General features: G+C 71.4%; 14 protein-coding genes and 2 pseudogenes. 9 read left to right on the forward strand and 7 right to left on the reverse strand.

All coding sequences use genetic code 11. The features are described 5' to 3' along the window. Positions 1 to 151 precede the first annotated feature (151 nt). On the forward strand, positions 152 to 1,687 hold the full coding sequence (locus tag J7E93_RS08535) for an ABC transporter substrate-binding protein (protein WP_215067051.1): 1,536 nt from the start codon (positions 152 to 154) through the stop codon (positions 1,685 to 1,687). A 181-nt stretch (positions 1,688 to 1,868) separates the two neighbouring features. Here the strand turns inward: J7E93_RS08535 and J7E93_RS08540 are convergent, their stop codons facing one another. Next, positions 1,869 to 3,596 carry a family 20 glycosylhydrolase gene (locus tag J7E93_RS08540; protein ID WP_215067052.1) on the reverse strand — a complete coding sequence of 576 codons (1,728 nt, stop codon included), beginning with the start codon at positions 3,594 to 3,596 and terminating at the stop codon, positions 1,869 to 1,871. A 221-nt stretch (positions 3,597 to 3,817) separates the two neighbouring features. Between J7E93_RS08540 and J7E93_RS08545 the strand changes: the two genes are divergently transcribed. Together J7E93_RS08545 and J7E93_RS08550 are read left to right on the forward strand one after the other, a co-directional pair. After that, a complete protein-coding gene (locus J7E93_RS08545) occupies positions 3,818 to 5,101 on the forward strand; it encodes a glycoside hydrolase family 1 protein (RefSeq protein ID WP_215067054.1) in 1,284 nt (427 codons plus the stop codon). Between the two features lie 10 nt (positions 5,102 to 5,111). Continuing rightward, positions 5,112 to 5,693, forward strand: a complete 582-nt coding sequence (locus tag J7E93_RS08550) for a TetR/AcrR family transcriptional regulator (RefSeq protein WP_215067056.1) — start codon at positions 5,112 to 5,114, stop codon at positions 5,691 to 5,693. Positions 5,694 to 5,720: 27 nt separating this feature from the next. Here J7E93_RS08550 and J7E93_RS08555 read toward each other — a convergent pair whose 3' ends face one another. After that, the gene (locus J7E93_RS08555; protein WP_215067058.1) at positions 5,721 to 8,333 is read right to left on the reverse strand and encodes a glycoside hydrolase family 3 C-terminal domain-containing protein; all 2,613 of its coding nucleotides are present in this window, start codon (positions 8,331 to 8,333) and stop codon (positions 5,721 to 5,723) included. A gap of 371 nt (positions 8,334 to 8,704) precedes the next feature. Here J7E93_RS08555 and J7E93_RS08560 point away from each other — a divergent pair, with 371 nt between their 5' ends. Beyond that, positions 8,705 to 9,562: an SGNH/GDSL hydrolase family protein gene (locus J7E93_RS08560; protein WP_215067059.1), complete on the forward strand. Its 858-nt coding sequence runs from the start codon at positions 8,705 to 8,707 to the stop codon at positions 9,560 to 9,562. Here J7E93_RS08560 and J7E93_RS08565 read toward each other — a convergent pair. Next, complete coding sequence (locus J7E93_RS08565) at positions 9,552 to 10,361, reverse strand: TetR/AcrR family transcriptional regulator (RefSeq protein WP_215067061.1); 810 nt, start codon at positions 10,359 to 10,361, stop codon at positions 9,552 to 9,554. The two genes, J7E93_RS08560 and J7E93_RS08565, sit on opposite strands and share 11 nt — an antisense overlap. Positions 10,362 to 10,620: 259 nt before the next feature. Between J7E93_RS08565 and J7E93_RS08570 the strand changes: the two genes are divergently transcribed. The 3 genes from J7E93_RS08570 to J7E93_RS08580 are packed head-to-tail and all read left to right on the forward strand — an operon-like array spanning position 10,621 to position 14,368. Beyond that, positions 10,621 to 11,565 (forward strand): ABC transporter permease, encoded by a 945-nt coding sequence (locus J7E93_RS08570; protein ID WP_215067063.1) that lies wholly within the window; start codon positions 10,621 to 10,623, stop codon positions 11,563 to 11,565. After that, a complete protein-coding gene (locus tag J7E93_RS08575; protein ID WP_251066248.1) occupies positions 11,562 to 13,505 on the forward strand; it encodes a dipeptide/oligopeptide/nickel ABC transporter permease/ATP-binding protein in 1,944 nt (647 codons plus the stop codon). Before J7E93_RS08570 ends, J7E93_RS08575 begins: the two co-directional genes overlap by 4 nt. Further along, positions 13,502 to 14,368, forward strand: coding sequence for an ATP-binding cassette domain-containing protein (locus J7E93_RS08580; protein ID WP_215067065.1), 867 nt, complete (start codon positions 13,502 to 13,504; stop codon positions 14,366 to 14,368). The genes J7E93_RS08575 and J7E93_RS08580 overlap by 4 nt, the downstream gene beginning before the upstream one ends. A gap of 70 nt (positions 14,369 to 14,438) precedes the next feature. Here the strand turns inward: J7E93_RS08580 and J7E93_RS08585 are convergent. The 4 genes and pseudogenes from J7E93_RS08585 to J7E93_RS08600 all read right to left on the reverse strand — a co-directional run. Next, positions 14,439 to 14,795 (reverse strand): annotated as a pseudogene (locus tag J7E93_RS08585) (restriction endonuclease); the annotation flags it as partial. Then, positions 14,768 to 15,265 (reverse strand): annotated as a pseudogene (locus J7E93_RS08590) (helix-turn-helix transcriptional regulator); the annotation flags it as partial. The pseudogenes J7E93_RS08590 and J7E93_RS08585, both read right to left, overlap by 28 nt. A 191-nt stretch (positions 15,266 to 15,456) precedes the next feature. Then, positions 15,457 to 16,860: an aspartate ammonia-lyase gene (gene aspA / locus J7E93_RS08595; protein WP_215067067.1), complete on the reverse strand. Its 1,404-nt coding sequence runs from the start codon at positions 16,858 to 16,860 to the stop codon at positions 15,457 to 15,459. Positions 16,861 to 17,125: 265 nt separating this feature from the next. Then, a complete protein-coding gene (locus J7E93_RS08600; RefSeq protein ID WP_215067069.1) occupies positions 17,126 to 18,199 on the reverse strand; it encodes an asparaginase in 1,074 nt (357 codons plus the stop codon). A 124-nt stretch (positions 18,200 to 18,323) separates the two neighbouring features. On the opposite strand from J7E93_RS08600, the gene J7E93_RS08605 reads away from it, so the two are divergent. Together J7E93_RS08605 and J7E93_RS08610 are read left to right on the forward strand one after the other, a co-directional pair. After that, positions 18,324 to 18,779, forward strand: coding sequence for an Lrp/AsnC family transcriptional regulator (locus J7E93_RS08605; protein WP_215067071.1), 456 nt, complete (start codon positions 18,324 to 18,326; stop codon positions 18,777 to 18,779). A 192-nt stretch (positions 18,780 to 18,971) separates the two neighbouring features. Beyond that, positions 18,972 to 19,385 carry a cell division protein SepF gene (locus J7E93_RS08610; RefSeq protein ID WP_215067073.1) on the forward strand — a complete coding sequence of 138 codons (414 nt, stop codon included), beginning with the start codon at positions 18,972 to 18,974 and terminating at the stop codon, positions 19,383 to 19,385. Positions 19,386 to 19,440: the final 55 nt, after the last annotated feature.

Consider the following 19,440-nt stretch of genomic DNA (forward strand, 5'->3'; position numbering starts at 1 on the left):
TCCGTACTGGCATTGACTCACAGAAACCGATCACATTACGGTTTTCGTGGTCGCAGGGGTGCGAGCCGTTCAGGCGCCCCCTGTCCGGCCTGCCCCTGGGCACCACACCCCGCCGGCGATGCGTTGCCGGCCCTCCAGACGGAGAAACACCATGAGGTATTCCGCTCGACGTAGTGCTCTCGCGGCCGGCGTGGCCGTGGCCTCACTGGTCCTCGCGGGCTGCGGGGGAGGCGGCGGCTCCGCGCAGGGCGATGCGGCCACGCTCGACATCGCCACCCTCACCACGGCCCGAAGCCTCGACCCCGCGGACGCGATCGGCAGTGCGCTCCCGTACTTCCAGGCGGTCTACGACACGTTGATCCAAAGGGCGCCGGACGGCGCGTACCGCCCGATGCTCGCCACCGAGTGGGCCTACGACAAGAGCCGGACGCGGCTGTCGCTCACCCTTCGCCAAGGCGTGAAGTTCAGCGACGGGACCGCCTTCGACGCCACCGCGGTCAAGGCCAACATGGAGCACTTCAAGAAGGGCGGCGGCGGCGCGGCGAAGTACCTCGACACGCTGAAGGGCGTCACGGTCGAGGACGCCACCCACCTCACGCTGGAACTGACCGCGCCCGACCCCGCGATGCTCTTCCACCTGAGCGACGCGGCCGGCCTCATGGCGAGCCCGGCGAAGCTCGCGGACGGTTCGCTCAAGACGACCCCGGTGGGCACCGGCCCGTACACCCTCGACAAGGCCAGGACGGCCGTCGGCAACAAGTACGTCTTCGAGCGCAAGCAGGACTACTGGGGGCAGGAGCTTCCCTACAAGGCGCTGACGATCAGCGTGTTCGACAACGAGACGGCCGTCGTCAACGGGCTCAAGACCGGCCAGATCGACAGCGCCGTCCTCCAGGACGCCAACCAGCAGGCCGCGCTCGCGTCCGACACCCGGCTGAAGAAGGACGAGTACACCTTCGACTTCCAGGGGCTCCTGCTGTTCGACCGGGCGGGTGTCCACACCCCGGCGCTGCGCGAGGTCAAGGTCCGGCAGGCGCTGAACCACGCCCTGGACCGCAGGACGATGCTCGCCCAGATCAGGCAGGGGCGCGGCGAGAGCACCGACCAGGTCTTCGGCCCGGAGACCAAGGCGTACGACAAGGCTCTCGACACGTACTACGCGCACGATCCGGCGAAGGCGAAGCAGCTGCTGGCGCAGGCCGGGTACGGGAAGGGCTTCACCCTGAAGCTGCCTCGCATCTCCGCCATCGTCGGCGACGCGCTCGCCTCGTCGATCCAGGCCGATCTGAAGGCGGTGGGCATCACCGTGGTCTGGGACCAGCTCGACGGCGGCAGCGCGCTGCAGAAGGTCTTCCGTGAGCGCGCGTACTCCGCCATGGTCATGAACATCGGTCAGTCGCCGAACGACTGGGTGGCCGCACAGGAGTTGGTGGCCCCGGGCACCTTCAACATGTTCGGCTCCTCGGACCCGACCGTGCAGCGCCTGCTGCCGCAGGTCCGGACGGGTTCGGACCAGCAGGCGGCCGAGGCGGCTCGCGCCCTCAACAAGCACCTGGTGGTGGAGGGCTGGTTCGTGCCCTTCTACCGGATGACCTACCAGCTCGTCTCGAGCGCCGATGTGAAGGTGCTGCCGCAGTCCGGCATGGCGGTGCCCTCGATCTACAACTACAGCCCGGCCGCTTCCTGACCGGCGACCGGCGACCGGCGACCGGTGACCGGCAGGCGTGAGGCGTGAGGCGTGAGGGGGTGAGGGGCCGGGGGCGGCTGAGCCCCCGGCCCGCGGTCGCGTTCCGGGTCCGTTTCCGGGTCCGGCTCCGGACCGTCCGGTCGCCTCGGCGTGTTCCGGGACCGTCCGGTCGTGCTTCGGTTCAGTGCCAGGGGATGTCCGTGGCCGGGAAGTGGGCCAGGCCCCTGTCCCGCCACAGCCGCGCGTGCCGGGCGGCGCGGGCGCGGTGCTCGGTCCACTCCGGCGGCCGGCCGGACCAGGCCGTCTCGGCGATCGAGCCGAGCCGGGGCAGGAGCATCGTGGTCAGATCGTCCAGCCCCCGCAGTGTCTCGCCGAACAAGGTGGCCTCCACACCGGCGATCCGGTCGTCGGGGATGCCGTGGGAGGCCGGGTTCCAGGAGGCCGTGTACCGGACATCGCGCGGTCGGTAGCCGGGGAATCCGAGGCGGGCGGCGTCCGCCGCCGCGGCCGGAGGGGTGACGTCGAAGGCGTAACCTCGGTCGAGATAGAGATGGGACTGCGGCGAGAGGAGCAGCTTCCCGCCGCCCGCCAAGACCCGCTCGACGTCGTGGTCGGACGGGGCGAAGAACCGCCGGAGCGCCTGGACCAGCTCAACGGTGTATCCCGCGGCCCGCAGTTCGGGGCGTGCGGCCAGCTCCTCCGCCGTGTCGGGCAGATCCATCATCGGTACGTCCACCCAGAACTGCGCGATGTCGTCCGGGGTCACCCCGGCCCGCGCCGACTCCTGCCAGGCCAGTGGGCGCTTGCCGAAGCTCCGTACGAGAGTACGCAGTCGACGGACGGCGGTCGCGAAGCCGTCGTCCGTGATACCGACCGCCTCGTCGCCGCCGATGTGGACGAACGGTCCGGTGGTGAGGGCGCACACGTCGGCCAGTACGTCGGAGACGACGGCGTGGGTGTCCGGGTCGGCGAGGTCGAGCGGCGGCACGTAGGGGAAGCGACCGGCCAGCCCTTCGGGCGCGGGCGCCGGCGGGAGCCCGGGCAGGGCGGCCCGCAGGGCCGCGCAGTGGCCGGGCAGGTCGATCTCGGGAACGAGGGTGACGTGACGGCGGGCCGCGTACGCCTGGAGCGCCCGGTACTCGTCCGCGGAGTAGAAGCCGCCGTCGCCGCCGTCCAGACGGCCGGCCGTCAGGGCGGGAAGCGAGGGGACCTCGATGCGCCAGCCCTCGTTGTCCGTGAGGTGCAGGTGCAGCACGTTGAGCTTGTAGAGCGCGGCGAGGTCGATGACGCGACGCACCTCGTCGGGGGTGATGAAGCAGCGGGCCGGGTCGATCATGAGGCCCCGCCAGGCGTAGTGCGGGGCGTCCGACACGTCCTGGAAGTCGAGGAGCCCGGAGGGCCCGGCGGCGGCCAGCAGTTGGAGGGCCGTGGTGGCGGCGCGGAACACGCCCACGGCGGTACGGGCGCGGCAGGTGATGCCGCCCGGTCCGACGCTCAGCCCGTACGACTCGTCGGCGGGCGCCGTACCGCCGTCCGGGGCCACTCCGGTGACGGCGCGCGGCGGCGGGGGCGGGGCGTCGAGCGTCAGGTGCAGGACGGACGGCGGGGGCGGGGCGTCGAGCGTCAGGTGCAGGACGGACCCGGGCGCACCCGCCACGCCCGCCGTGCCCGCCGTGCCCGACGTGCCCGACAGGTCCGAGGCGCCCGGCACGACCGTCAGGTCCGAGGCGCCCGACGCGCCGTGAGGGAGCAGGCGTTCGCCCAGGTGTGGCTCGAGAAGGGCTCGTACGGTCTCGGTGACCGTTTCCAGTTCCGGGTCGGCCCGGAGCTGCCAGGGCCCGGCGGCCGGCAAGGCCCCTTCCGATCCGCGGGCGGCTCGCACCGCGGGGGCGGGAATGACGGTGTTCATGATTCCTCCGCCGGACGCTCAGGGGCCCAGGGACCCGAACGCCGGTGTCAGGTGCGGCGTCCGGCCCCTGGGCGATCGGACCGGTCCCGGCCGTGACTTCCCCCCAGGAGCCCCTTCCTCCCGGACCGGAACCGCCTGTACGCTAACACGAAAACCGATCAATGAACGCTTTTTGTGGTGCCGTACCGACGCTCGGCATCGCGGGCGAGAGGAGCACCCTCATGACACCCTCGGCCGGGCGCCGATTCCCTTTGCCCGACGGCTTTCTGATGGGCGCCGCCACCTCCGCCCACCAGGTCGAGGGGAACAACGTCTCCAGCGACTGGTGGGCCCTGGAGCACGGGCCGGACACCTTCGTCGCCGCGCCGAGCGGGGACGCCGCCGACAGCTTCCACCGGTGGCCCGAGGACATGGATCTGCTGCGTGAACTCGGCTTCAACTCCTACCGTTTCGGCATCGAGTGGGCACGGATCGAGCCGGAGCACGGCCGCGTCTCACGCGCCGCCCTCGCCCACTACCGCGCCATGGTGCGCGGAGCGATCGAGCGCGGCCTGACGCCGGTGGTGACGCTGCACCACTTCACCTCGCCGCACTGGTTCAGCGCACGGGGCGGCTGGCTCGCACCCGACGCGGCGGACCTGTTCGCCGCGTACGCCCGCACGGCCGTCGAGGTGCTGCGGGAAGGCGTACGCCATGTCGCGACGATCAACGAGCCCAACATGATGGCCCTGATGTACGCGCTGCGCCGGCTCGCCACCGAGCACGGCTGGTCCGCCCTCGCCGAGGGAGGCAGCACCGGCGGCGCCGCTTTCGACCCCTCGGCCGTCGAGCCCGACCCCGACGTGACCCGGGCGCTGGTGAAAGCGCACCGGGCCGCGTACACCGCCCTCAAGGAGGCCGACCCCGACCTCCAGGTCGGCTGGACCGTCGCCAACCAGGTGTACCAGGCCGAGCCGGGAGCCGAGGCGGTCGCGGCGGCGTACGCACGGCCCCGCGAGGACGTCTTCCTGGAGGCCGCCCGCGAGGACGACTGGATCGGTGTACAGGCGTACACCCGCCACCGCATCGGGATCGACGGGCCGCTGCCCGTGCCCGAGGGCGCCGAGACGACGCTGACCGGCTGGGAGTTCTACCCCGAGGCGCTCGGTGAAGCCGTCCGCCACACCGTCCAGGTCGTGGGGGCGCAGATACCGATCCTCGTCACCGAGAACGGCATAGCGACCTCCGACGACGAGCGGCGCATCGCCTACACCGCACGGGCGCTCGCCAGTCTCTCCCGGGAGATGCGGGAGGGCGCCGACGTGCGCGGATACTTCCACTGGAGCGCCCTCGACAACTACGAATGGGGCACCTACCGTCCGACGTTCGGACTGATGGCCGTCGACCCGGACACCTTCGCCCGTACGCCCAAGGAATCCGCCCGCTGGCTCGGCTCACTGGCCCGCGACGGCCACCTCCCGAGCGGCGCCGCACCGGCTCCGGCCGCCACCTCCGCCGCACGTTAGGGTGATCCGCATGGCGAAACGGGGCCCGTACGAGAAGGGCGAGGCGAAGCGCAGCGAGATCTTGCACGCGGCACTGGAGATCTTCGCGGCGGAGGGGTACCGCGGTACCTCGCTGCGGAAGGTCGCCGCCCGGTGCAGCCTCAGCCTGCCGGGCCTCATGCACTACTTCGACTCCAAGGAAGACCTCCTCACCCAGGTCCTGCGGATGAGGGACGAGACGGCCCGGGCGCGGCACCGGGAGCTCACCGGGCCCGAGAGCTATCGCGAGATCATCCGTGAGGGAGCACGCACCCCCGGGCTCGTGGAGCTGTTCGTCTCCATGGCCGCCGCCGCGAGCGACCCGGGGCACCCGGCCCACGACCACTTCGCCGAACGCTATCCCGCGATCCGCGAGCAGATCGCCACGTACTTGCGCGGGCGGATGGACGAGGGCGCGATCCGTTCGGACATCCCGCCGGAGCGGCTGGCGGTGCTGCTGGTCGCGGTGGCGGACGGGGTCCAGCTGCAGTGGCTGATCGACCGGTCCACGGACATGGAGCAGCCCGTCAACGACATGATGCAGCTGCTGGCGCTGCGGCCCGACACGACCTGACCGGGCGCGCGGCCGACGACGGAGGGCTCAGTCCGCCTGCGCCTCCCGTTCCGCCTGCGCCTCCGGTTCCGCCTCCCCTTCGGGTTCCGGTTCCGTCGCCCTCGCGTCCCGGGTGGCGGCCGCCGCCGCCCGTTCCGCGAGGTCCTCGACGTCCTTCGGTGACACCGGGCTCTGCGGGAACTCGGAGATCACGTCCAGCGGCATCCCGGCGAGGAACCGCCGCATCACCGGGTCGGTCAACGCGCCCGCGCCGGCCTGAGGATCGCGCCGGCTCGCGAACGTGTCGAGCAGCAACGGCCCGCCCACGGGATGAGCCAGCCACTCCGCCAGCGTGTTCCGCCCGGTCAGACGGATCCGCGAGGGATCCCCCTCCACCGGCAGCGCTACGGAACACCGGATGTCACGGGAGGAGGCACCGACCTCGATGCGGTACGTACCGCCCTCCACCCGCCAGCCGCCCTCCCGCTCGCTGAAGTACGCGAGGTCGGCCCGGTCCAGCTCCAGCAGCACCTCGCGGCTCTCGCCGGCCGCCAGGTCGACCGCGGTGAACCCGCGCAGCTCGCGCACCGGGCGGGAGACCCTGGATTCCCGCGGGCCCCGGCTGTAGACCTGCACCACTTCACGTCCGGCGCGCTCACCCGTGTTGACGACGGTGACCCGTACCCTGAAACGCCCGCCGCCGGCTTGGGGAGTGACCGAGAGTCCGGCGTACTCGAACGTGGTGTACGACAGTCCGTGGCCGAACGGGAACGCGACCTCGTCACCGCGTGCGTCGTGCCCCCGGTAGCCCACGAACACGCCCTCGCCATAGCGGACATGGCCTTCCTCGCCGGGGAAGGACAGGTGGGACGGGCTGTCCTCCAGGCGCAGAGGGATGGTTTCGGCGAGCCGGCCCGAAGGGGCGACCGCGCCGAACAGGATGCGGGCGAGCGCCGCGCCCCCGGCCTGGCCGAGGAGCCACCCTTCGACGAGTGACGGCACGCGGGCGTGCCAGGGAGCCGTGCGTACCACGCCACCGTTCGAAAGGACCACGGCCACCCTCGGATTGACCGCGAGGATCCGCTCCAGGAGGAGGATCTGCACCTCGGGCAGATCGATGTGGTCGCGGTCGAAGCCCTCGGACTCGTCCTGGGCGGGAAGGCCGAGGAAGAGCAGGACGGTGTCGCTGCGCGCGGCGAGTTGTTCCGCCTCCGCCGCCAGATCGTCCCCGGCGGCCGTGTTTCCCGCGCCGTCCGGCAACGCGTAACCGGCCGCGAACTCCACGCGGGCACCGACGGCCGCTTCCCGCAGACTCTCCAGCGCCGTGTCCAGCCGGGTCGGCGTCACCTGGGAACTGCCGGCGCCCTGGAACCGCGGGGTGCGGGCCAGTTCGCCGATCACGGCGATGCTGCCCGTCGCCGGGTCCAGGGGCAGCAGATCCGTGTCGTTCTTCAGCAGGACCACACAGCGTTCCGCCGCCGCCCGCGCCAGCCGGTGGTGCTCGTCGTACGAGACGGGGGCAGGGGGCGGAGCCGTGACGGATGCCCGGACCGTCGTCCCGACCGGCTCCGAGACCGGCTCCGAGACCGCCTCCGCGACCGTCCGAGCGGTCGCCTCTCCGACCGTCTCCGCGACCGTCCGGGCGGTCGCCTTTCCGACCGTCTCCGTGACGCTCCCAGCGCTTGCCTCTCCGACCGTCTCCTTGACCGTCCCGGCGGTCGCCCCCGCGACCCCGGTCACACCCGCGCCCGCGGTCACCCGCCGGGCGAGGAGTGCGAGCCGTTCCACCGACCGGTCGAGGACGCCCATGTCCAGTTCGCCGCTCTCGACGGCGGCGACGACCTCGCGGTCCGTCCTTCCGCCGGTGCTCGGCATCTGCAGGTCCAGCCCGGCCCGCAGCGCGGCGACACGGTCGCGCACCGCGCCCCAGTCGGACATCACGACGCCGTCGAAGCCCCACTCCGTCCGCAGGACGTCGGTGAGAAGGCGTCGGTTCTCGCTGAGCGGCACCCCATTGAGAGCGTTGTAGGCGGCCATGACGGACCAGGGGCGGTCCCGGCGGACGATGCGTTCGAAGGCGCGGAGGTAGATCTCGCGCAGCGGGCGCTCGTCGATGTCCGCGCTGACCCGCATTCGGTCGGTCTCCTGGTTGTTCGCCGCGTAGTGCTTCAACGCGGCCGCCACCCCTGCCTCCTGTAGTCCGCGCACCATGGCGCCGCCCAGTTCGGCGGTGAGGAAGGGGTCTTCGGAGAAGTACTCGAAGTTACGGCCGCACAACGGCGACCGTTTGATGTTGATGCCCGGGCCGAGGACCACATGGACGCCGTGGGCCCGGGCCTCGGCCGCGATGGCGGCGGCGACGCGGCGTGTCAGCTCGGGGTCCCAGCTGCTGCCGAGGGCGACGGCGGGCGGGAAGCATGTGGCGGGGGCGGCGCTGTGCAGGTCGACCTGGACACCGGCGCCGTTCTCCTGGGGCAGGCGCAGACCGTGCGGTCCGTCGGACAGCGAAAGCGCGGGCACGTCCCCGACGGATTCGGTGACGAAGTCGCCCGCGCCGCTGGTCAGCGAGGCCTTCTGGGGGAGTGTCAGACCACGTCCGCTCGCCGGGGCGAGGGGGGACGGGACGTACGCGGACGGGACGTACGGAGCCTGCTGGGTCATGGTGCCTGCCAGGTCGGTCGGCGCGACGGCGCTCTGCCGCCAACCCAAAACCGTAAGTTGATCGGTTTTCAGTGTCAAGGTATGTGTCCGGGGCCGTGGCCCGCGGGTGAGGGGTTGGGTGTCGGCGTGTCGGATGGGCGTGCTTTCTCTCGTGCGCGATGAATCGACGACTAGGCATTGACGACTAGAAACCGATCGCTCTACGGTTTTCGCGCTCGACCGGCTCCCTTTCTGCGAAGCCGTGTCTCCCCAGGCTCCGGCCACTCACGAGAAGAGGTACAGCAATGCCGCTGCACCCTGCCCAGAATCCCCCGGCACCTGGAATTCCGCCCGTCCGGAAAGGCGGCCGGCGCCGACGGGCCGTACTGGTCATGGGCGTTGCCGCGGTGATGGCGGCGGCCCTGGTTCAGCCCGCCACGGCCGGACCGGCCCTCGGGCGGCACGCGCCGGCCGCGGCGAAGCAGGCGGTCGGGCACTACGCGGCCCTCGGTGACTCGTACAGCTCCGGTCTCGGTATCCCCACCGAGACGAACGTCAACTGCGGCCGGTCCGACCACAACTACCCCACGATTGTCGCCACGGCCGTGCGGGCCGACGAGGTCACCGATGTGACCTGCGCGGGCGCGGACACCCGTCACATGAGTGGATGGCAGGACTCCGCGCCGCCCCAGCTCGACGCCCTGCGTACGGACACGGCCCTCGTCACCCTGGGCATCGGCGGCAACGACCTCGACCTCCCCGGGGTCATCACGCGGTGCGTCCTGCTCGGGTACGTGAACCCCCAGGGTGCCCCCTGCAAGTCCAGTTACACGCTGCTCGGCACGGACGAGATCCGCTCGCGCATCAACGCCACCGCGCCGAAGATCGCGGCGGCGCTTCAGGAGATCCACGCCCGGTCGCCGCAGGCGAAGGTGATGCTCGTGGGCTATCCGGTGATCTTCCCTGACGACGGCTCCGCCTGCCGGGAGACGATCCCCCTCGCGGTGGGCGACTTCGCCTGGCTGCGGGACAAGACCAAGCAGTTCAACGCGATGCTGGCCCAGCAGGCCGCGGTCTACGGTGCCACGTACATCGACACCTACGGCCCGTCGGTGGGGCATGACGCCTGCAAGCCCGCGGGGGTGCGCTGGATCGAGCCGGCGGACACCGAAAGCGCCGCCGGCTTCCACCCCAACGAGGCGGGGCACCGCAGCACGGCCGACGCGGTGCTCGCCGCCGTCAGCCGCTGACGGCGTTCCGCTGCTGTTCCGGCTTCTCCTCCGGCTTCTCCTCGGGCTTCTCCTCCGGCTCCCGGCCCGGAGCCGCGTCCGACGCCTGCACGTCCAGACCGTACGGGGCGAGGAACTCCCGTACGCGGGCCTCCATCGGCACCTCCCCGGGCTCCAGCATCCACTGCGTCTGCAGACCGTCCATCAGGGCGAGCAGTTGCTGGGCCACGGAGTCGGGGGAAGCCGTCACCGGGGGATCGGACGCGGCAAACAACTCACCCAGGAGCACGCCCAGCTCGGCACGCAGCAGGCGGTAGCGCTTCACGAAGTACGAGCGGGCCGGATGGCCGGGCTCCGACGCCTCGACGGAGAGCTTCGCGTAGAGGGCCACCAGCCCCGGCGTCCGGCTGTTCCGCCCGACCACACCGACGAGCCGGTGGAGCCGCTCGGACGCGCTCGGCTCAGGTGCCCCGTTCTCCTCCGTCGCGCCGTCGAGCAGACCGCCGTCGATGCGACGGCTGTCGATCAGACCGCCGTCGATGCGACCGCCGTCGATCAGACCGCCGTCGATCAGGCCGCTGTCGAGCAGGCCGGGGAAGAGCCATGCGGCGTCGAGCCGGTCGCGCCGGCTCAACACCTCCAGGAGGAGTGGTTCCTTGCCCGAGAAGTGGTGCAGGAGCCCGGCGTGGGTGAGGCCCGCGTGTGCGGCGATCTCCCGCAGGGAGACGGAGTTGTACCCCGAGCGGAAGAACAGCTCGGTCGCGGAGGCGAGGATGCGGGCACGGGTGCGCTCGCCCTTCGTCCGGGGCGCGTGGCTCAACGGGGGTTCTCCTCGGGGGGGCGAGGTCGTCTGCGCGCGGAGGGGCGCGCGGTGCGTCACGGAACCTACCAGCTGGTCAATTCCTCGCGAGAAAAACCTACCAACTGGTTAGTTTCGTGAGTAGGGTGGCCTGCGTTCCCGGCCGACGACATGTCGGGGAACCTTCCTCCACGCCCTGTGCGGCCCCGCCTGCCGTGGGGAGCCCACCCGGCGCGGTTCGCTCCGGCCGATCCGGCCACCGGTCACGGAACCGAGACTCATGCTGAACTTCATCGCCCGCAGAATCGGTGCAGGAGCCGTGCTCCTGCTCGTCATCTCCTTGCTCTCCTACCTGCTGCTGTCAATCCCCGACACGGACGTCGGGCGCCAACTCCTGGGCCAGGCCGCGGCGCAGAGCGATGTCGACGCCATGAACGCCGCGCTCGGTGTGGACCGTCCGGTGCTCGTCCAGTACGCCGACTGGCTCTCCGGCGCCGTCCGCGGCGACCTCGGTACGTCCTGGTTCTCCAGCGAGGACGTCACCCTGGCCGTCGCCAACCGACTGCCCGTCACGCTGAGCCTCATGCTCGGGGTCACGCTCGTGACAGCTCTCGTGTCGTTCCTGCTCGGCGTATGGGCGGGAGTGCGGCGCGGGGCCGTCGACCGCTTCGTCCAAGTGCTCGGCGTGGCCGGATACGCGCTGCCCGGATTCCTGGTGACCCTGGTCCTGGTCCTTGTCTTCGCGGTCCGGCTGAACTGGTTCCCCGCCATCGGCTACACGCCGTTCACCGAGTCGCCCGCCGGATGGCTGGCCACCGTCACCCTGCCCGTGGCCTCTCTGTCGGTCGCGTCCGTCGCGGGCGTCTCGCAGCAGGTGCGCGGCGCCGTCATCGACGTACTGCGCCAGGACTATGTCCGTACGCTGCGGGCCCGCGGCCTGTCCGGCTCCCGGATCGTGTTCAAGCACGTCCTGCGCAACGCCTCCGCGCCCGCGCTCTCCGTGCTCGGCATGCAGTTCGTGGGGCTGCTCGGCGGGGCGGTGCTCGTGGAGCAGATCTTCGGCCTCCCGGGCATCGGGAGCATGACCGTCAGCTACACCACCCGCGGCGACATTCCCGTGATCATGGCGCTCGTCATGCTCACCGTGGTCGGTGTCGTCCTGATCAACCTTCTGGTCGACGTCCTGATCGGCTGGCTCAACCCGAAGGCGAGGACCGCGAGATGAGCGACAACGTGCCGACCACCCCTGAGCCGGCGGACCCGGACCCCGCAGCCCTCAAGCCGGCGGACCCGGAACCGCCCGCCCGTAAGCCGGTTGACTCCGAACCGGCCGCCCTCAAGCCGGCGAACCCGGACCCCGCAGCCCTCAAGCCGGTGGACCCGGAACCCGCCGCGCCCGCCACGGCCTTCCGCCGTCGCGGCACCGTGGCCCGTCTCGTACGCAATCCCCTCGGTGCCGTCTCCCTCACCGTCCTGCTCCTCCTCGTGGCGGCCGTGCTCCTGGCTCCGGTCCTCGCGCCCCAGGGCCCGGGGGACTCCTCTCTCGCCGCCGCCTTCGCCGGGCCGAGCACCGCTCACCCGCTCGGCATGGACTCCGCCGGACGCGACATCCTCTCCCGCCTCCTGTACGGCGGACGCAACACCCTGGGCGGTGCCCTCATCGCCCTCGTCATCGCCCTCGCCCTGGGCGTGCCGTCCGGCCTGTACGCCGGATACCGCGGAGGCTGGTTCGACTCCGCGGCCAACTGGACCGTCGACCTCGTCATGGCGCTGCCCGCCATGGTCGTCCTGCTCGCCTCGCGCGCCATCCTCGGCCCCGACGTCTGGGTGCTGATGGTCGTCCTCGGCGTGCTGGCCGCCCCCAGCTTCTTCCGCCTGGTGCGCGGCATCGTCGCGAACGTCCGCGGCGAGCTGTACGTCGACGCCGCACGGGTCTCCGGACTGTCCGACGCCCGCATCGTGTCCCGACACGTGCTCGCCGTCGTCCGTGGCCCCGTCATCATCCAGACCGCCCTTGTCGCGGGCATCGCCATCGCCCTCCAGGCCGGACTCGAATTCCTCGGCGTCGGCAGCGGGTCCTCCGCCACCTGGGGCGCCATGCTCAACGAGGCGTTCCAGAACATCCAGCGCGCACCCGCCCTGCTCCTGTGGCCCGGACTCGCCCTCGGCCTCACCAACGCCGCCCTCGTCCTGCTGGCCACGGCGGTACGGGACGTCCTGGAGGACCGGACCGGTGAGAGGGCCGGCCGCTCACGTGCCCGGAGGGCAGCCGCCGAGCTCCCGGCCGCCGCCCCCGGCACGGGTGAGCGCGCCGAGCTCCTGTCCGTCCGGGGGCTGGCCGTCGCGTACACCCGGCCGGACGGCGCGGACGGCGCGGACGTCGAGGTCGTCCACGGCGTCGACCTCGACGTCCGCCCCGGCGAAATCGTCGGCCTGGTCGGTGAGTCGGGCTCCGGCAAGACCCAGACGGCGTTCTCTGTGCTCGGCATCCTCCCCGAAGGGGGCCGGATCAGCCGCGGCAGCGTTCTGGTGGCGGGCAGGGAAGTCGCCGGCATGCCCGAGCGCATCCACCGCGCCCTGCGCGGCACCACCGTCGCGTACGTCCCGCAGGAACCGATGAGCAACCTCGACCCGGCCTTCACGATCGGCAGCCAGCTGACGGAGGTGATGCGCCATGTGCTCGGCCTCTCCCGGAAGGAGGCGGCCGGCCGGGCCGTCGAGCTGCTCCGCCTGGTCGAGATCTCCTCGCCCGAACAGGTCATGCGCCGCTATCCGCACGAGATCTCGGGCGGCATGGCCCAGCGCGTCCTCATCGCCGGAGCTATGTCCTGCAACCCGTCGCTCCTCATCGCCGACGAGCCCACCACCGCCCTCGACGTCCGCGTCCAGGCAGAGATCCTCGACCTGCTGCGCCGCCTCCAGAAGGAGCGCGACCTCGGCGTCCTCCTCGTCACCCACAACCTGGGCGTCGTCGCCGACCTCTGCGACCGGGTCGCCGTCATGAACAAGGGCCGCATCGTCGAGACCGGCACCACCGAGCAGGTACTGAGCGACCCGCAGGACCCCTATACGCGCACCCTGCTCGACGCCGTCCTCGACACGACGCCCGCACGGGCACCCTGGCAGCCCCCGCAGCCCCGCGAGGCAAGGAGCATCACCGCATGACCACGGCCACGACCACCGCTCCGAGCCCGGCGCAGTACCTGCTGACCGTACGGGACCTGCGGGTCTCCTTCCCCGGCAAGGGCTGGCGCGCCCCGCGCACCGACGTGCTCCAGGGGGTCGACCTCGACGTACGGCCCGGCGAGACGCTCGGCCTGGTGGGCGAATCGGGCTCCGGCAAGACCACGATCGGCCGCGCGATCCTCGGTCTGGTCCCCGTCACCTCCGGCAGCATCACCTTCGCCGGCGAACGCATCGACACGGCGACCACCGCCCGCCGACGGGCCCTCAGCCGCGACCTCCAGGTCATCTTCCAGGACCCCTACACCTCGCTGAACCCGTCACTGACCATCGGCGACACCCTCAGCGAGCCCCTCCTCGGCCAGGGCATGAACAGCCGCGAGGCGCGGGCCCGCGTCGGCGCTCTGCTGGACCGCGTCCACCTGCCGGCGGACGCCGGCACCCGCCTGCCGCGCGAGTTCTCCGGCGGCCAGCGCCAGCGCGTCGCCATCGCCCGGGCCCTCGCCCTGCGTCCCCGCCTGATCGTCTGCGACGAACCCGTCTCCGCCCTCGACCTCACCACCCAGCGCACGGTTCTCGACCTCCTCCTGGAGATCCAGGAGGAGACAGGCGTGTCCTACCTCTTCGTCTCCCACGACCTCTCGGTGGTCCGCTGCATGAGCCACCGCGTCGCCGTGATCCACCGGGGCGTGATCGTGGAGACCGGCGACGCCCACCGCATCACCCGCTCACCCGAGCACCCCTACACCCGCACCCTGCTTCTGGCGGCCCCCGTCGCCGACGTCGCCGCGCAGCGCCACCGCAGGCAGGAACGCGCCGTCGCCACCCCGACACCCCGGCGATGACGGCTGCTTCCGGAGCACGTCACGCTCAGAACCCGCCACGCGCGCCCGCACCCCCGGACGCGGTGGTGGATCAGAGGGTCAGGTGAGAGCACATGTGCCGGGACAGCGCCCTGACGTCGGCGAGCAGCCGGGCGGGCGGCTGGTCGAGATCCAGCGCGTGCTGGTGGATGACGATGCCGGCGTGCCGCACTCGGTGTGCGGTGTGCGGCGCGTTTCCCTTCGCGTAGACGAGGTGCCCGTCCGGCAGTCCGAGCGCCGTGCAGTAGGCGAGCATCTGGTACAGGTCGGCGTCCGGATAACCGTCCCGTTTCTCGGCCTTGTACTTGGCGTCGGCCACCGCCAGGGGCGCACCGTCCGGGCCGTACACGACCAAGTCGGGCCTCATACGGATCACATCGGCCTCGTCGAGATGGTGCGGGGCCTGGAGACGGCGGTCTGGTTCGGCCCCGCATGCACCAGCGGCACCCGGGTCTTGAGCCCGACGACGGTGAAGTCCGCCTTGTCCACAACGCGGCATCGCATACTGCTGCTCCCTTCGATGGTGAGGCGGAAGGCCATCCGGGACTGGGAGCTGAGTGCGGCTCTGGTACGCCGGGCCTCGCCCGGTCCGATGCCGTGCATGGCACGGAACGCCCGCGCGAACGCCTCGCCGGAGCCGTAGCCGTAGCGCACCGCGATGTCCAGCAGCGTCTCACGGCCCGCGAGCACTTCGGCGCCCGCGAGGGTGAGCCGCCGGCGCCGTATGTACTCCGACAGCGGCATGCCGGCGAGCGCGGAGAACATCCGCCGCAGGTGGTACTCCGAGGTGGCCGCGATGCGTGCCAGCTCGGCCACCTCGATGTCCTGGTCGAGACGGCGCTCGATGTGCTCCATGGCCTGGTTCAGCCGCTCCAGCACGCCCGGTCTCCTCCCTCTTGACGACCACCACGCTAGGCAGCGTCTACCATGCCGGACCCGACATCTTGTGCCCGATCAAGTCGGGTGCACGAGGCGGCCGGGACGGCCGAGCGGCGGTGGTCGACCCGGCTCACTCTCCTTTTGAGGAGCAGCAGCCTGCTGCCACTTCCCGCCGGACGCGGCCCGGCGCTCTAGTGGTTCGCGGAGCCCGTCAGGCGTTCCGGGGTGAGGAGTTCGGCGATGCGCGCAGCGGGGAGGAGGCCCTTCTCCAGGGTGAGTTCGGCGACGCCGCGGCCCGTGCGGAGGGCCTCCTGGGCGATGGCGGTGGCCGCCGTGTAGCCGATGTGGGGATTGAGGGCGGTCGCGAGGCCGATGGAGTTCTCCACGGTCGCGCGCAGCTCCTTGGTGTTGGCCGTGATGCCGGCGACGCAGCGTTCGGCGAGGGTGAGGCAGGCCGCCCGCAGCGAGGTGATGCTCTTCGCCAGGGAGTGCAGGATGACCGGCTCGAAGGCGTTGAGCTGGAGCTGGCCGCCTTCCGCCGCCATGGTGATCGTGATGTCGTTGCCGATCACCTCGAAGGCGACCTGGTTGACGACCTCCGGGATCACGGGGTTGACCTTGCCGGGCATGATGCTCGAACCGGCCTGTACGGCGGGCAGGTTGATCTCGTTGAGACCCGCGCGCGGGCCCGAGGAGAGCAGACGCAGGTCGTTGCAGGTCTTGGAGAGCTTCACCGCCAGGCGCTTGAGGACGCCGGAGAGCTGGACGAACGCCCCGCAGTCCTGGGTGGCCTCGACCAGGTTGACGGAGGTCACCAGGGGCATGCCGGTGATCTCGGCGAGGTGGCGGCGGGCCGTCTCCGCGTAGGCGGCCGGGGCGTTGAGGCCCGTACCGATCGCCGTGGCGCCCAGGTTGATCTCGTGGATCAGCTCGACGGCCTCGCTCAGGCGGTTGCGGTCCTCGTCCAGCATCACGGCGTACGTGGAGAACTCCTGGCCCAGCGTCATGGGCACCGCGTCCTGGAGCTGGGTGCGGCCCATCTTCAGGACGTCACGGAACTCGACGGCCTTCGCCGCGAACGCGTCCTGCAGCACGGCCGTGGCCTGGAGCAGGCCGTGTACGGCCGTGATCGCCGCGATGCGCACGGCGGTCGGGTAGACGTCGTTGGTGGACTGGCTGAGGTTGACGTCCTCGTTCGGGTGGAGATGCCGGTACTCGCCCTTGGCGTGGCCGAGGAGTTCGAGCGCGCGGTTGGCGACGACCTCGTTGGCGTTCATGTTCGTCGAGGTTCCGGCGCCGCCCTGGATGACGTCGACGACGAACTGGTCGTGCAGGTGACCGGCGCGGATCTCCCGGCAGGCGGCGACGATGGCGGCCGCCTTCTCCGGAGTCAGCAGCCCGAGCTCCTCGTTGGCGAGGGCCGCCGCCTCCTTGACGGCGGCCAGCGCGTCGATCAGCTGCGGGTACACGGAGATCGGTGTGCCCGTGATCGGGAAGTTCTCCATGGCACGCAGGGAGTGGATGCCCCAGTACGCGTCGACGGGCACCTCCCGCTCTCCGAGGAGGTCGTGCTCACGGCGGGAGGCAGTCTTCATGGAGGTGTGGGCTTTCGGTGAGGGGTGGGGCGGGGAGGGGGAGGTGTGCGCGCGGGGGAGGGGAGGCCCGCGGCGCGGGGGAGAGGAGGCGCGCGCGGTGCGTGCGGGGGAGGGGCGGGCGCGGGGAGGCAGGCGGTGGGGCCGACGCGCCGCGCGGAGCCGGTGCGGACCGGGCCGGGGGAGGCGCGGTCGGTTACGAGCCGGACCGGGCCGGGGGAGGCGCGGTCGGTTACGAGCCGGGCCGGGTCGGGGGAGGCGCGGTCGGCTACGAGCCGCCGGAGAAGCGGGAGCCGGCGGCCGTCAGGGCCGGTTCCGGGCGGGTGGGGCCGTTGAGGAGGCTGTGCAGCAGCGCGGGGCGCCGGGCCGGGGCGATGTCGGCCAGCAGGGTCGCGAGGACAGCCATCCTGGCCTGCCCCGCCCGCAGCGTGCCGGTCGGTACCGCGCCCGCGGCCACCAGGTCGACGGCCCCGCCGCCGGTGTAGATCTCGGCGACCGGCCCGGAGCTGACCCGTGTGCTGAGGGCCACCAGCGTGCCCTGGGCGACCGCGTCGGCGACGGCCTCGGCTATCTCCGGCGTGGCATTCCCCGCGCCGGTGCCGACCAGCACGACGCCCTGGGCGCCGGCGGCGACGGCCGTCTTCAGCAGGAGCGGGTCGCCGTCGCTGTGGTGCATCACCAGGTCGACCCGGGGCAGCTCCCCGATGCCTTCCGGTGCGGCTGCCGCCGGAAGCGGCAGCGGAGTGGACCGGTCCGGCAGGCGGCGGACGGCCACGCTGCCGAAACCGACCTTCCCCAGGCTCTGCTCGCACGGGTCGGCGAACGCGTCGGCCGCCAGGGTCTGCGTCTTCACCGTGCCCCGGGCCGCGTGGACGAGGCCGTCGAAGACGACGAGGACGCCCAGGTCACGTACCGAGGCGGCCACCTGCATGGCGTCGTACACATTGCCGGGGCCGTCGCCGTCCCCCGTACCGAGCGGGCGCTGCGCGCCGGTGAAGACCACCGGGCGCGGGTCCGAGTGGTGCAGGTCCAGGAAGAACGCCGACTCCTCCAGCGTGTCCGTGCCGTGGGTGACCACCACACCGTCCACGCCGGGGTCGGCCAGCGCCGTGTGGACCGCGTGCAGCAGCGTGAGCTGTCGAGCGGTGGTCATGCGCGAGCTGTTGACGTTGAACAGGTCGACGACCTCGACCGTCACCCCCTCGGGAAGGGAGGAGGTGGCCAGGACGTCGTCACCGGACGCGTCGGCGGCGTAACCGGTGCCCTGCCAGCGGCTGGCGATCGTTCCACCGGTGCTGATGAGGGTGACCCGGCGCGGCCGGTCGTCGCGTGTCCACTGCATGTCTGTCTGTCCCGGAGATCGAGGGGGGTGAAGGTCGTTGCCTCGCAACGATAGGACAGTCGGTGCACAATGTGTTTGCGAATTCAGCACCGGAATCATGGCTTCAGTCGTGCATAATTGCGCAATGGACAAGATCGACCGCAGTATCTTGCGTGAGCTTCAGGAGGATGGTCGTCTGACCAACCTCGACCTCGCCCAGCGCATCGGTCTCAGCGCCTCGGCGTGCATGCGCAGGGTGCGGCAACTGGAGGAGAGCGGGGTGATCCAGGGCTACCGGGCCGTCATCGACCCCGATGCGGTCGGACGGGGCTTCGAGGTGCTGGTCTCCATCGAAGTGCGTCGCGACCGGGAGACCGTCGAGGCCTTCGAGGCGGCGCTGCAGGACATCCCGGACGTCATCGAGGCGTACCGCCTCTTCGGCAGCCCCGGGTGCCTCCTGCGGATCGCGGTCGCCGACCTCGCCGCGTACGAACGCCTCTGGATCGAGCGGTTGACCTCGCTGACCGGGGTCACCGAGGTCAACTCGCAGATCATCATGAAGCGGGTCAAGGAACCGCGCGGGCTGCCGGTCGAACGCTGACCGCGAACCGGACGCGAACCGGACGCGAACCGCACGCGGCACCGGACGCGAACCGGGCCGCGAACCGGACCGTGGGGATGGTGCCGGCCGGACGTGACAGCACCCATGTGCGAATGATCTTGTGTGCCGTGGTGACCGAGTCGTGTCGTGTCGCTGTTGGGCCGAACGAGTGAGGAACGGGAGGATGGGTGCATGAGTAGGTACGAGAGGTACGACGTCACCGACGAGCAGTGGGAGGGCCTCGCCCAGGTCGTTCCCCTGCGGGGCCGTGACGAGTGGCCGTCCAGGGTCGACCACCGCGCGATGCCCGACCAGTACGAGGCCGCCGAACAGCGCCGCATGATCGTCCTGCGCGTGCAGGTCTTCGCCGACGCCCGCGAGGTCGCCGAGTACCTCATCGCCCAGATTCCGGTACTGCTGGATCTCACCGGCGCGGACACCGAAGTCGCCAAGCGCATCCTCGACTTCAGCAGCGGCGTCGTCTTCGGGCTCGGCAGTGCCATGCACCGCGTCGACCGCAACGTCTTCCTGCTGACTCCGGCCGGTACCGAGGTCGAGGGCTCGGAGAGTGCGGAGGCCGAGGAGGTCGCTGTCCCCCGATCGTAGGAAGGTCATCTCGCCGGAACGGTTCGTCATGCGGCGGGCTGCATACGGTCCGATC

The sequence above is a fragment of the Streptomyces sp. ISL-36 genome (assembly GCF_018614205.1).
In the GTDB taxonomy this organism is placed as follows: Bacteria; Actinomycetota; Actinomycetes; order Streptomycetales; family Streptomycetaceae; genus Streptomyces.

Coding starts and splice junctions, on each gene's coding strand:
- J7E93_RS08600 (WP_215067069.1), bottom strand. CDS start 18,199: ATGCAGTGGACACGCGACGACCGGCCGCGCCGGGTCACCCTCATCAGC.
- J7E93_RS08545 (WP_215067054.1), top strand. CDS start 3,818: ATGACACCCTCGGCCGGGCGCCGATTCCCTTTGCCCGACGGCTTTCTG.
- J7E93_RS08550 (WP_215067056.1), top strand. CDS start 5,112: ATGGCGAAACGGGGCCCGTACGAGAAGGGCGAGGCGAAGCGCAGCGAG.
- J7E93_RS08535 (WP_215067051.1), top strand. CDS start 152: ATGAGGTATTCCGCTCGACGTAGTGCTCTCGCGGCCGGCGTGGCCGTG.
- J7E93_RS08540 (WP_215067052.1), bottom strand. CDS start 3,596: ATGAACACCGTCATTCCCGCCCCCGCGGTGCGAGCCGCCCGCGGATCG.
- J7E93_RS08570 (WP_215067063.1), top strand. CDS start 10,621: ATGCTGAACTTCATCGCCCGCAGAATCGGTGCAGGAGCCGTGCTCCTG.
- aspA (WP_215067067.1), bottom strand. CDS start 16,860: ATGAAGACTGCCTCCCGCCGTGAGCACGACCTCCTCGGAGAGCGGGAG.
- J7E93_RS08575 (WP_251066248.1), top strand. CDS start 11,562: ATGAGCGACAACGTGCCGACCACCCCTGAGCCGGCGGACCCGGACCCC.
- J7E93_RS08560 (WP_215067059.1), top strand. CDS start 8,705: ATGGGCGTTGCCGCGGTGATGGCGGCGGCCCTGGTTCAGCCCGCCACG.
- J7E93_RS08580 (WP_215067065.1), top strand. CDS start 13,502: ATGACCACGGCCACGACCACCGCTCCGAGCCCGGCGCAGTACCTGCTG.
- J7E93_RS08555 (WP_215067058.1), bottom strand. CDS start 8,333: ATGACCCAGCAGGCTCCGTACGTCCCGTCCGCGTACGTCCCGTCCCCC.
- J7E93_RS08605 (WP_215067071.1), top strand. CDS start 18,324: ATGGACAAGATCGACCGCAGTATCTTGCGTGAGCTTCAGGAGGATGGT.
- J7E93_RS08610 (WP_215067073.1), top strand. CDS start 18,972: ATGAGTAGGTACGAGAGGTACGACGTCACCGACGAGCAGTGGGAGGGC.